The 13,527-nt window shown below is 29.8% G+C and carries 6 protein-coding genes; 5 read left to right on the top strand and 1 reads right to left on the bottom strand.

What is annotated here, in order from left to right; all coding sequences use genetic code 11:
• Positions 1-88 precede the first annotated feature (88 nt).
• From trkA to MPF19_RS09655, 4 genes are all read left to right on the top strand, one after another.
• On the top strand, positions 89-1,435 hold the full coding sequence (gene trkA / locus MPF19_RS09670) for a Trk system potassium transporter TrkA (RefSeq protein WP_203392022.1): 1,347 nt from the start codon (positions 89-91) through the stop codon (positions 1,433-1,435).
• Positions 1,436-1,437: 2 nt separating this feature from the next.
• Positions 1,438-2,940, top strand: coding sequence for a TrkH family potassium uptake protein (locus tag MPF19_RS09665; protein ID WP_249988042.1), 1,503 nt, complete (start codon positions 1,438-1,440; stop codon positions 2,938-2,940).
• A gap of 123 nt (positions 2,941-3,063) precedes the next feature.
• A complete protein-coding gene (locus MPF19_RS09660; protein ID WP_203392020.1) occupies positions 3,064-4,203 on the top strand; it encodes a phosphoenolpyruvate carboxykinase (ATP) in 1,140 nt (379 codons plus the stop codon).
• Positions 4,193-5,290 carry a nucleotidyltransferase family protein gene (locus MPF19_RS09655; RefSeq protein WP_249988040.1) on the top strand — a complete coding sequence of 366 codons (1,098 nt, stop codon included), beginning with the start codon at positions 4,193-4,195 and terminating at the stop codon, positions 5,288-5,290. The genes MPF19_RS09660 and MPF19_RS09655 overlap by 11 nt, the downstream gene beginning before the upstream one ends.
• Here the strand turns inward: MPF19_RS09655 and MPF19_RS09650 are convergent.
• Positions 5,274-6,626: a UDP-N-acetylmuramate--L-alanine ligase gene (locus MPF19_RS09650; RefSeq protein ID WP_249988038.1), complete on the bottom strand. Its 1,353-nt coding sequence runs from the start codon at positions 6,624-6,626 to the stop codon at positions 5,274-5,276. The genes MPF19_RS09655 and MPF19_RS09650 overlap by 17 nt on opposite strands.
• Positions 6,627-6,795: 169 nt before the next feature.
• Here MPF19_RS09650 and MPF19_RS09645 point away from each other — a divergent pair, with 169 nt between their 5' ends.
• Positions 6,796-13,515, top strand: coding sequence for an alpha-2-macroglobulin family protein (locus tag MPF19_RS09645; RefSeq protein ID WP_249988036.1), 6,720 nt, complete (start codon positions 6,796-6,798; stop codon positions 13,513-13,515).
• Positions 13,516-13,527 lie beyond the last annotated feature (12 nt).

The following is a 13,527-nucleotide window of genomic DNA, read 5'->3' as shown; positions in this document are numbered from 1 at the left end:
AACTTTCATTAAAACTGAAAACTTTATTTTATTTCTCTTTTCCATGAAAACTCTTTCTATATTTGCCCATTATCCCTATATTTAATTTATGAAAATTATCATAGCAGGAGCTGGAGACGTTGGTTTTCACTTAGCTAAACTTCTTTCTTACGAATCTCAAGACACCTATATCATAGATTTTGATGGTGAAAAACTAGAATATCTTAACAGTCATTTAGACGTTATTACTAAAAAAGGAGATGCTACATCCATAAAATTATTAAAAGAAATTGGTATTGATTCTGCTGATTTATTAATTGCCGTTACCGATAGCCAGAATACCAATTTTACAATTTCTGTGATTGGTAAATCTTTAGGGGTTAAAAAAACAATTGCAAGAATAGACAATCCAGAATTTCTAAATAATTGTGAAGTAGACTTTACCCAATTTGGTTTAGACTTTATGATTTCTCCGCAAGAATTAGCCGCAAACGAAATTAAAATGTTGTTAAATCAATCTTCTTTTAATGACACTGTAGCCTTTGAAAGTGGTATTTTTAATGTGTTAGGAACGCCATTAACCTATAAATCTCCCATTGTAAATTTAACAGTTAAAGAGGCCAAACAAAAATTTTCTGATGTAGATTTTATAACCATTGCCATTAAAAGACAAGGAGAATCTCAAACCATTATTCCTAGAGGAGATGTTGTTTATGAAATAGGCGACCAAGTCTATTTTTGTGTCCCTAATTACAGTATGAAAGATCTATATCCTATTACAGGTAAAAAGCGACTTCATATTAAAAATGTAATGATTCTTGGAGGTGGTAGTATTGGAGAAAAAACAGCAAGAAAGCTTTGTAAAGATAACTTTAGAGTAAAACTAATTGAAAAGAAAAAAGATAAAGCGGAGTTCCTAGCAGAGCAACTAAGCGATACTTTAGTTATTCATGGAGATGGAAGAGATTTAGAACTATTAGAAGAAGAAAACATTAGAGAAACAGATGCTTTTATTGCAGTTACAGGAAACTCTGAAACCAATATTATGTCTTGTTTAGTTGCAAAATCTAAAGGAGTTAAAAAAACGGTGGCTTTAGTTGAAAATATGGATTATATTGATATTTCTCAAACCATTGGAATTCAATCTTTAATTAACAAAAAATTACTTGCAGCAAGTAACATTTTTAGACATATTAGAAAAGGTGAAATTTTAGATCTAGCCAATTTACATAATGTAGATGCCGAAGTTTTTGAATTTGAGGTTCAAGAAGGTGCCAAAGTTTCTGAATTTCCTATTAAAAATTTACGTGTTCCAAGAGCGGCTGTTTTTGGTGGTGTTATTAGAGATAAAAAAGCAATTTTACCTGATGGAAATATGCAGATTAAGACTGGTGATAAAGTAATTGTATTCTGTTTGCCAGAGGCTATAACTGCTGTAGAGCGTTTATTCAAATAATTATGACCAGTAGTTTAAACACCAAAATAATATTTCGTTTCTTAGGTATTACGGCAGTATTAAACGGAATTTTTATGTTTATCGCGTATCCGTTTAGCGTGTTTCATAATGAAGACGCTAAATGGGGTATTTTAAATGCAGGAATTGTAACGATAATTATTGGGCTTTTACTTTATTTTTTAAATAAACCTAAAAGTACCAATATTAAAAAAAAAGAAGGATACCTCATAGTATCCTTAGGGTGGTTAATACTCTCCCTTACAGGCATGTTACCTTATTTACTTTCTGGAACCATACCAAGTGTTGCAGATGCTTTTTTTGAAACCATTTCTGGGTATTCTACCACAGGTTCTTCTATATTAACAGACATAGAGTCCATGCCAAAAGGAATTTTATTTTGGCGAAGTGCTACGCATTGGATTGGAGGAATGGGAATAATCGTTCTTACTGTTGCAATTTTACCTCTTTTAGGTATTGGAGGAATGCAACTTTTTATGGCTGAAGCTCCAGGCCCTTCTGCAGATAAATTACACCCAAGAATTACAGATACGGCAAAACGACTGTATTTAATTTATATAGCACTAACGTTTGCTCAATTTTTTTTATTAAAAGTTGCGGGTATGACTTGGTTTGACGCTATTAATCATGCCATGGCAACAATGAGTACAGGTGGTTTTTCTACAAAAAATACTAGTGTAGCTTTCTATAACAACCTTCCTTTAGTACAATACATTATTATATTTTTTATGTTTGTAGCAGGAACAAACTTTGTACTGACTTATTTTGCCTTAAAAGGAAAAGTTCGTAGAGTATTTGAAAGCGAAGAATTTAAATATTACTTTTTTGGAATCATAGGTGTTTCGATGTTAATAGCTATTATCATCATCTTTTTTCAAGACCCAAATTTACAAACAACCATAGTACATCCAATGGTCTATGGAAAAGTAGAAAGCGCTATCAGACATTCTCTATTTATGGTGATCTCTGTAGTAACAACAACAGGCTTTGTAAGTGCAGATTTTACTATGTGGAACTTCTTTGCCACAGGTATTTTCTTTGCTTTATTTTTTACAGGTGGTTCTGCAGGATCTACAAGTGGTGGTATAAAAATAGTAAGACATATTGTTATGCTTAAAAGTAGTTTTCTAGAATTTAAGAAAGCCTTACACCCAAACGCCATTATACCTGTAAGATTAGACGGAAAATCAGTACCACCTACTATTGTATTTAATATATTATCTTTTTTTATTATTTACATGCTTATTTTTGTTTTGGCCTCTGTAATACTTACTTTATTTGGGTTAGACTTTATGTCTGCACTAGGTGCAGCCGCTTCTTCTTTAGGAAACATTGGCCCTGCTATTGAAAGTGTGAGTCCGGTAAATAGTTATGCGCATTTATCTGATGCCGCCAAATGGTTTTGTTCCTTTTTAATGCTTATTGGTCGTTTAGAACTTTTTACTGTACTAATTTTATTTACCCCTTTCTTTTGGCGTAAAAATTAAGTTTAAGGTATACTTTTATTAAAAAAAATATTTGATAACCATAATTATTTTTAAATAACAAACGCCTCAATTTTGAGGCATTTTTGTTTTGTATAAGTAATAAAATAACTACTTTTATTCTTTATGAAAAAACAATCAAATTTCTTATACAAGACAGCAGAAGATAAAACTATTGTTTGGTTTGAAAACAATAATGAATATCTAATTTTAGAAAATAAAACAGCCGATATTTTAAAAAGGTTAAATGAAGGCATATCTGTTAATGACATAGCACAAGGTTTATCTAAAAAACTAGGAGTGCCCGCAGATAGTACTATCGATTTTATTATCGATTTAGAAGAAAAATTCTACGAAACTAAAAATGATATTGAGTCGGAAATACTCCAAGATTACAAAGACCTTAAAACGCCTACTTCATTTGAATTTATAAAGTATTACAAAGTTAACAACGTTGTTTTTAAAGTTTCTTATTTAAGCGAAAAAGAGCTTTCTCTAGTGCATCCAAAGTTTGCTCATCTAGTGATTAATGATACCACCAAATTTGACTATGAATTTGATGTTTTTATAAACAATAAATTCATCTTTCTTATAGTTGATAAAAACCTAATAGGAGCTTGGAGTCATAATGATATTCATTATTTTCAAGGAAAGTTTTCTATGCAATTTATTCAGAAAATTCATCAGAAAGAAGAAGATAAATGGATGGGGGTTTTTCACGCATCCGCTGTAAGCGATGAAAAGAAATCAATCTTATTTCTAGGTGATTCAGGCAACGGAAAAAGTACCTCATTAGCACTATTACAAGCACACGGTTTTACGTGTTTAGCAGACGATTTTGTACCTATAGATATCGAAAAAAGAGAAGTGTACAGTTTTCCTGCATCCATATCCATCAAACAAAACAGTTTAGAAACGTTGCTTCCTATTTATCCTGAATTAGAAACATCCGCAGAATATAACTTTACCCGATTAAACAAGGTTGTACGATATTTAAAACCCAACAATACTAATTACTTTAATCATTTACCATGTAATGATTTGGTCTTTATTAAATATGAAAAAGATGCTGATTTAACTTGTGAGAAAATTTCTAAATTAACTGCTTTTCAGCAATTAATTCCAGACTCTTGGATCTCTCCAAAAAAAGAAAATGCACAAATATTTTTAGATTGGTTTAGTACTTTAAACTGTTACCAACTAACCTACTCTAATAATGAAGAAATGATAAAAGCGGTTTCGAAAATATTTAAAAATGAATTATAAAGAAACACTCTTTTTTGTAGCTAAATGTTTAACAATTTCTTCGGAAGAAAAAAACAAACAAGAGATTGAAATACAATTAAAAACTACAGAAATAGATTGGGATTCCGTTGTAAAAGTAAGTACTGGTCATTTTGTATTCCCTGCTTTGTATTGCAATCTTAAAAGAGCCAATTTCTTGCATTATTTACCAGAAGAATTAGTGAATTATATGATTCATATTACTAATTTAAATAGAGAGAGAAATGAGCAAATTATTGAGCAGGCTAAAGAAATAAATACTCTTTTATTAGCAAATAATATTACTCCTATTTTCTTAAAAGGAACAGGAAACTTACTTGAAGGATTATACGAAGATATTGCCGAAAGAATGGTGGGCGATATTGATTTTATTTTCTCTAATACCGATTTTAAAAAAGCTATTCAGCTTTTAAAAGACCAAAAGTATTCCGCTAAAAATGAGGTTTACATGAACTTTCATTGGCATTATCCTAAAATGGTAAAAGAGAACCGTATTGCTGCTGTAGAAGTGCATAACAAAGTTTTAAAAAAGCCATACACTCAGTATTTAGATTACCAAACTTTAAAAAAAGATTCTTTTAGTGTAAATAAAATTACAGTTGCTTCTTTTCAAAATCAATCTTTAATTACCGTTTTACAAAAACAGATTAATGATAATCTATATTTTTCTAAAACAATTACTTTAAGAAATGTCTATGACAGCTACTTATTAGCTAACAAAACAACCTCTAGAAAGAGAGTTTTAAATAATAAAAAGTTAGAGAAATATCTTAATAATTATGCAATTGTTGCATCAGAAATTTTAAATCAACCAAAGAGTTTAACTTTTATCAAAAATGAAGAAGCTTGTAAATATTTAGAATCTTACCTTTTAATTTTAGAAAACTCCCAAGCGGAAATCAAAAAAATTAATCGAATTAATTCTTATATAAAATTAAAAGATAAGCTAAAAATTCTACAATATTCTTTTACTGATAAAGAGTATCGATCATATACATTTAGGCGTTTTAAAAGTGTTCCATTTTATTTAAAACATTTTGGTTTCATAAAAACTAAACCAACCCCTTAACCTCTTCAAAATCTAAACCTCCATAATTACCCGAACTCATTAAAACTACTGCTGATTTTTCTAAATTCTGACTAAATAAGAATGCTTTAAATTCATCTGGATTCGTATAAATAACCAAATCATCTCTTTCAAAAGCATTTGCAATTTGTTCCGCAGTAACTGCTGATAATTGTTTAATTTTTACGGCATGCGGAGAATAAAACACTACCGCTTTGTCAGCTGCATCTAAGGCTCCTTTATATTCTGCTAAAAACTCAGCATTTAAACTAGAATATGTGTGTAACTCTAAACAAGCCAAAACAGTTCTCTCAGAATACTGTTCTTTTACGGCTTTTGTAGTTGCCTCTACTTTACTTGGTGAGTGTGCAAAGTCTTTAAAAATTACTGTTGATGGAGTTTCTACAATTTTCTCTAATCTTTTACTTGCTCCTGCAAAACTAGCAATAGCCTCATAAAAATCATCTTCATCAATTCCCATGTGTTGGCAAATCCACTTTGCTCCTGCTAAATTCTGAAGATTGTGTTTTCCAAAAACCTCTAATGGTAAGTTTCCTTCTGATGTTTCTAAATAGGTAATTCCGTTTTCAATAAAATGTTTAGGTGTCGTATAAGGATACTTCTTAATATGATTTTCTGATGATTCTACAACCTCTTTTACAATTGCATCTTCTTCATTATAAACCATACTTCCTCCGTTTACCATAGAATCTGTAAAGATTTTAAACTGCTCTACATACCCTTCAAATGTTGGAAAAACATTAATATGATCCCAAGCAATCCCGCTTAATAACGCAATATTTGGTTTGTATAAATGAAACTTTGGTCTCATATCTATTGGCGAACTCAAGTACTCATCACCTTCTAAAACAATAAAATCGTTTTCTTCAGTTAAATGTACCATGGTTTCAAAACCTTCTAGTTGTGCACCAACCATGTAATCTACTTCTTTTTCATGATAATTTAATACATGTAGAATCATAGAAGTAATGGTTGTTTTTCCATGAGAACCTCCAATAACAACTCGCGTTTTATCTTTAGATTGTTCGTATAAAAACTCAGGATACGAATAAATTTTCAATCCTAATTCTTGTGCTTTTAATAATTCTGGGTTGTCTTTTTTAGCATGCATTCCCAAAATAATTGCATCTAGGTTAGACCCTATTTTTTCTGGAAACCAGCCAAATTCTTCTGGTAACAAACCATATTTTTCTAATCGAGATTTAGAAGGATTGTGAATTGTATCATCAGAACCAGAAACTTGGTATCCTTTTTGGTGTAAAGCAATTGCTAAGTTGTGCATGGCGCTTCCGCCAATAGCAATAAAGTGAATTTTCATCGAACAAAATTTAGAAAAGTAAAAATACAAAAGCTTTACACAATATAAAGTATCTTTATAACTAAACTCAATTAAAAATAGTTTTACGCACTAAAACACCCTGTTAACTAATTTTAGGTTGTTTTTAAAATCGATTTAAACGTGCTTTACAGCATTAAATCTTATGATAATGAAAAAAATTACATCAACATTAATAATGATTCTAGCATTCGCTTCTATTTCTAACGCCCAAAACTCTTTTGAGAACCTTTGGTTACAAGTAGAAGGTTTCGAAATAGACAATTTACCACAGTCTGCTTTAAAAATTGTAGACAAAATTTACACAGAGGCAGAGAAAGAACATAATTCTCCTCAGCTAATTAAATCACTTTTTTATAAAAGTAAATTTTCATTAACGCTAAAAGAAGATGCTCAATTAAAAGTAATAGAAAATTTCAAAAAGCATATTGCTACTAGTACATTTCCAACAAAAAACGTGTTAGAAAACATACTAGGTAATTTATATTGGCAATATTTTAATGTAAATCGATACAAGTTTTACAACCGAACAAAAACCGCAAATAAAGTAGATAATAACGATTTTAGAACTTGGGGTTTAGAAACGCTTTTTAAAGAAATACATTGTCATTTTGAGAGTTCTTTAGAGAATGCAGAAGAACTGCAGAAAACAGGTGTTTATGATTATTCAGATATTTTACAAATCTCTAAAGAGTCTAAAACATACAGACCTACTTTATATGATTTTCTTGCAAACAATGCTTTAGAATTCTATAAATCTTCAGAAACCTCTATTACAAGACCGTCTTATAAATTCAGTATTGATAACCCTGATTTTTTAGGGAATTATAACACTTTTTCTAAACTAAATATTACTTCAAAAGACACTTTATCTTTAGAATTTAATGCCCTAAAAATTTATCAAGAACTAATACTGTTTCATTTAAAAAACAACAATTTAGACGCGTTGGTAGATATTGATATTCATAGATTAAACTTTGTAAATAATCATGCTACTTTTAATGATAAAGAAGCAATTTTAGTATCAACCTTAAAAGCATCAAAAGAAAAAACTAAAACAAATGAAGCTAGTGGTTTATATGCTTTTGAAATTGCTAAAACATACAATAACAAAGCCAATTCTTATCTTGCTAACACAGCCGAAAAAGACAGGTATAAAAATAAGGAAGCTTTAGAAATTTGCAATTCAATAATTAAACGTTTTCCAAAAAGTTTAGGTGCTAAAAAAGGCACAATACTTAAAAATCTAATTTTAGAAAAAACACTATTTATTACGGCAGAAAAAAGTATTCCAATTCAGAAAAACTCTAGATTATTAATCAACTATAAAAATATTGATACTTTAAATTTTAAGGTCTATAAAATAACCAATAAGCAGTTGTATCAATTTAACAAAGTCTATCAATTAAAAGAAAAAATAAAATTAATAAATACGTTAGAAAACGTAAGTAATTGGACTTCAAAATTACGTAACGAAAATGATTACTTACAACATTCTACCGAAGTAATTGTACCTAAAGCTAATAAAGGAACTTACTTAATTATAACTTCAGAAAACACTGTTTTAAAAGAAAATGAACTCTTTGGAACTACCTCTTTTCAAGTAACAAATTTAACAATTATTGAAAACAATTTTGACAACAAACATAATTATCAAATTGTTGATAGAAATAACGGAAAACCAATTAAAAATGCAGAGATTCATTTAAAAAGCAAAAAAAATAACAGAGGTTCATCTATCAATAGAAAACTAATTACAGACAAAAATGGTTTTGCTTCTTTTAAAAGCGACACTAATTATAGTAAGGTAGAAATCACCGTAAAAACGGATACTGATTTTGCCCGTTTTGGTAATTTTTATTTACATAAAAACAATAGAAAATCTATTGAAGAAGTCGAAGAAAGTCTTGTCCCTTTTATTTTTACAGATAGAAGTATTTATAGACCAGGACAAACCGTTTATTTTAAAACAATTGTTATTAAAAAACAAGGAAAAAAATCTGAAGTTTTTAAAAATGAATATATAGAAATTATTTTAAGAGATGTTAATAATCAAAAAGTAAAAACACTTAATTTAATACTCAACGAGTTTGGTTCTGTAGCAGGGGAGTTTATTTTACCTAGCAATGGTTTAACAGGTAAATTTAGTATCCAAATTAATGAAAGTACAGAGCATGACAGTAAATTTTATGACAATAAAGATTATGATTTTCATACTCGCAGAACACACATTTCTGTAGAAGAATACAAAAGACCAAAATTTGAAGCCCAATTTAAACCCGTTACCGAAAGTTTTAAAATTAACGATTCTATTACGGTAAATGGTTTTGCAAAAGCCTTTTCTGGTGCAAATATTACAGATGCAAAAGTGGTGTACCGTGTCCACAGAAAAGTACAATACCCGAGTTGGTATTATTGGAGAAGACCAAATACTACTTCTAGTCCGCAAGAAATTACACACGGAGAAAGCAAAACGGATGAAAATGGTGCTTTTAAAATTATATTTAAAGCGATGCCAGATGAAAATGTTTCTAAAGAAGATTTACCCATTTTTACGTATGAAGTTACGGCAGATATTACGGATGTAAATGGAGAAAGCCACAGCGTTACAACCAATGTTAAAGTAGGTTACCATTCTTTATTAGCAACTATTTCTTTAGATGATAAAATTGATAAAAACCAAAAAGAAACCACTTTAACTATTGCTACCAAGAATTTAAACGGCGAGTTTGTTCCTGCAAAAGGAAACATTAAAATATACAAATTAATTTCACCAAAGAATCCGCTGAGAAAAAGTCCGTGGAACTCGCCAGATTATCAAGATATTTCTATTACTGAATTTAGAAAACTGTTTCCTAATGATCCTTATTCTGAAAATGAAGCTGATGAAAAAGAGTGGAAAAAAGGTGAAATGGTTTTTTTAAGTGATTTTGATACAGAAACATCAAAAGAACTGCAACTTAAAAACATTAAAAAATGGTTTTCCGGACAATATATTGCCGTTTTAGAAAGTAAAGATAAATTTGGAAACCCTGTAAAAGATGAGCAAAAATTCTCTCTTTTTAATACCAAAGAAAATAAAGTTGCAGACAATAAATTGTTTGTTATTAATACCAACAAAACTTCTTATACTGTTAATAATATTGCAGAAGTAACTATTGGTTCTGCATCAAAAGACATAACGGTTATTGTACAAATTGAAAAGAATCATAAAATTATAGAAACACATTTAATTCATTTAAATAATAAAACAAAAACACTAAAAATACCGGTTAACAAAGAAGATATTGGTGGTTTTGCTGTTAAATATCACTTTGTAAATTACAATTATTTTAAAAGTGGAAGTTTGCTAATTAATGTAATTGAAGAACAAGCAAAAATAGCCATTGAAACCAATATTTTTAGAGATAAATTACAACCAGGACAAGATGAAACTTGGAGTTTCACCATAAAAAACGACAAAGATGATAAAATTTCTGCGGAAGTTTTAGCTTCTATGTACGATGCTTCTTTAGATCAATTTAAGACGCATAATTGGCAATTTAATCCTAATACACCTAAAGCAACTTACAGTTCTTACAATACAAGTAACGCTAGTAATAGTTTTGGAAATATTAATTTTAATATCAGAAATAATCAACGTAGCTATTACGGTTTTCCTTCTATTTCTTATGATACTTATAACTGGTTTGGGTTTAGTTTGCTAAATAATAGGTGGACAAATCAACAATATTTAAGAGATATAACTAATAAATTAAAAAACATAAAATTCAAAGCTATATTTAAAAAATCGGGTAAATTTAATGGTACTATTAGTGGAATTGTAACTGATAAATATAATGAACCAATACCAGGGGCTAATGTTACAGTTAAAGGTAGTTTAACAGGAAAAGTAACAGACTTTGATGGAAACTATTCCATTAAAATAAAAAAAGGAGATATTTTAACGTTTAATTATTTAGGTTTTAATGATATAGATATAAAAGTAGAAGACTTTTCTATACTTAACGTGGCCTTAAAGGAAAGCCTAAATTCTTTAGACGAAGTTGTTGTAATTGGTTATGGAGCTCAGAAGAGAAAAGACATGACTGGCGCTGTTATGAAATGGAGTGTAAAAACAGCAAACGAAATGGCTCCTGGAATTGAGTTAGAAGAAGCTCTTCAAGGACAAGTTTCAGGTATAAATGTTGATAATGGCTCTGCAAATATTCTAATAAGAGGCATAGGTAGTTTAGACAACGTTACAGAGGCATTATATGTGGTTGATGGAAAAGTAATGACAAAATTAGAGGTTGAAAGTATAAACCTTAATGAAATTTTAGAAATGGATATTCTAAAAGATGCTGCTGCCATTTCTTTATATGGACAAAGAGGTTTAAATGGCGTAATTATAATTAATACCAAAAAAGCTATAAACAATCAATTATCACAAATAGAAGCACGAAAAAACTTTAAAGAAACCGCTTTCTTTTTTCCACAATTAAGAACAGATAAAAACGGACAAGTCAGTTTTTCTTTTACAATGCCAGAAGCATTAACACGTTGGAAATTACAATTACTAGCACATACTAAATCTTTAAAATCGGCAACTAAAACATTAGAAACGGTTACGCAAAAAGAATTAATGATAGTGCCAAATGCACCAAGATTTTTACGTGAAGGAGATAAAATTACTTTAAGTGCAAAAATTACCAACTTAACAAATAACCAATTAAGTGGTTTCGCAAAATTAATGTTAACGGACGCAATTACAAACAAAGAAATTAATATTGATTTAGAAAACACTAATTCTACTAAAAACTTTACAGTAAATAAAGACGGAAATACCAATGTATCTTGGCAATTATCAATTCCAGAAACGGTGCAAGCGGTACAATATAAAATTGTGGCTAAAGCTGGTGATTTCTCTGATGGTGAACAAAATGTTTTACCTGTTTTATCTAACAGAATGTTGGTTACAGAAACTTTACCAATCTGGGTAAGATCTAACGAAACCAAGACTTTTACGTTAGATAAATTAAAGAACACTTCGTCTACGCTCAGTGCAGGCTCGTCTTCTACTTTAAAAAACCACAAATTGACTTTAGAAATGACGTCAAACCCAGTTTGGTATGCAATTCAATCTTTGCCATATTTAATGGAATATCCGTATGAATGTGCAGAACAAGTTTTCTCTAGATATTATGCAAATACCTTGGCAAGTTTTGTCGCAAATTCTAATCCTAGAATTCAAAAAGTATTTAATGCTTGGAAATCTTCTGATGCTTTATTATCTAATTTAGAGAAGAATCAAGAATTAAAATCATTGATAATTCAAGAAACTCCTTGGTTAAGAGATGCGCAATCTGAAACCGAGCAAAAAAAGAGAATCGCTTTATTATTCGACTTGAATAAGATGAAAAATGAGCAAGAAAAGGCCATCAATAAATTAGAAGACATTCAGATGAATTCTGGTGGATTTCCTTGGTTTAAAGGCGGACGATATGAAAGTAATTTTATTACACAACATATTGCAACTGGTTTTGGACATTTATCAAAATTAGGTGTAGAAAATTTCGAACCATCAACTAAAAAAATAATAGAAAAATCTGTTAATTATTTAGATGGAGAATTATTAGAACAATACAATAAACTCATAGAAAGAGCAGAAGAAATTAAACAGAAAGCCAAAACAGAAAAAAAAGGTAAAGAAGATTATGACAACTATTTGGCTAAAAACAATCTGACCTATTTTACCATTCAGTATTTATATATGCGTAGTTTTTATTCTTCCATTTCTATGAATAACAACTTGCAAAAAGCGGTTGATTATTACATAAATCAAACTGTTACCTATTGGAATGACTATAATTTATATGCAAAAGGACAAATTGCTTTATCGCTTTTTAGAAGCGATGAAAAAATAACTGCAAGTCAGATTTTAAAATCCTTAAAAGAAAATTCAATTACTTCTGATGAATTAGGAATGTATTGGAAAGAAAACGCTGCTGGTTACTATTATTATCAAGCTCCTATAGAAACTCAAGCATTAATGATTGAAACATTTTCTGAAATAGAAAACAATACAGAAACCATTGACAACCTAAAAATTTGGTTGCTAAAAAACAAGCAAACCAATAGTTGGAATACAACCAAGTCAACTTCTGAAGCGGTGTATGCATTATTGTTAAATGGAACTAATTGGATTGAAGCCAGTACTGAGCGAAGTCGAAGTGTAACTGATATGGTAGCTATAAAAGTTGGTGACAATGAAATTAATCCAGCAAAGTTGGATAATGTAAAAGTAGAAGCAGGAACTGGATATTTTAAAACTTCTTGGAATGGATCTGAAATTACACCAAAAATGGCAGAAGTGACCATCAACAAGAAAGGAGAAGGAATTGCATGGGGAGGTTTGTATTGGCAATATTTTGAAGATTTAGACAAAATCACTTCTGCGGGAACACCTTTAAAATTGGATAAGAAATTATTCTTAAAAGTAAATTCAGATACAGGAAAAGAGTTACAGGAAATAACAAAAAACACAAAGTTAAAAGTTGGCGATTTAATTACGGTAAGAATTGAACTGCGAAGTGATAGAGATATGGAATTCATCCATATGAAAGATATGAGAGCTTCTGGTGTAGAACCTGTAAATGTTTTATCTAGCTATAAATGGCAAGACAATATAGGTTATTATGAAAGCACTAAAGATGCTGCAACAAACTTCTTTTTTGATCGTTTTCCTAAAGGCGTTTATGTTTTCGAATATGATGTAAGAGTTAATAATGCAGGGAATTTCAGTAACGGAATTACAACAATACAAAGTATGTATGCTCCAGAATTTAGCAGTCATTCTAAAGGAGTAAGACTTATTGTGGATGAAAATTAAGCATTTTACCTA

Source organism: Polaribacter sp. Z014 (assembly GCF_023555435.1).
Lineage (GTDB): Bacteria > Bacteroidota > Bacteroidia > Flavobacteriales > Flavobacteriaceae > Polaribacter.
The sequence above is the reverse complement of the archived record's forward strand: the minus strand, read 5'-3'. Positions and strand labels throughout refer to the sequence as shown.

Bases quoted from the DNA above. Each gene is read 5' to 3' on its own strand.
- MPF19_RS09665 (WP_249988042.1), top strand. From the start codon at position 1,438: ATGACCAGTAGTTTAAACACCAAAATAATATTTCGTTTCTTAGGTATT.
- trkA (WP_203392022.1), top strand. From the start codon at position 89: ATGAAAATTATCATAGCAGGAGCTGGAGACGTTGGTTTTCACTTAGCT.
- MPF19_RS09650 (WP_249988038.1), bottom strand. From the start codon at position 6,626: ATGAAAATTCACTTTATTGCTATTGGCGGAAGCGCCATGCACAACTTA.
- MPF19_RS09660 (WP_203392020.1), top strand. From the start codon at position 3,064: ATGAAAAAACAATCAAATTTCTTATACAAGACAGCAGAAGATAAAACT.
- MPF19_RS09645 (WP_249988036.1), top strand. From the start codon at position 6,796: ATGAAAAAAATTACATCAACATTAATAATGATTCTAGCATTCGCTTCT.
- MPF19_RS09655 (WP_249988040.1), top strand. From the start codon at position 4,193: ATGAATTATAAAGAAACACTCTTTTTTGTAGCTAAATGTTTAACAATT.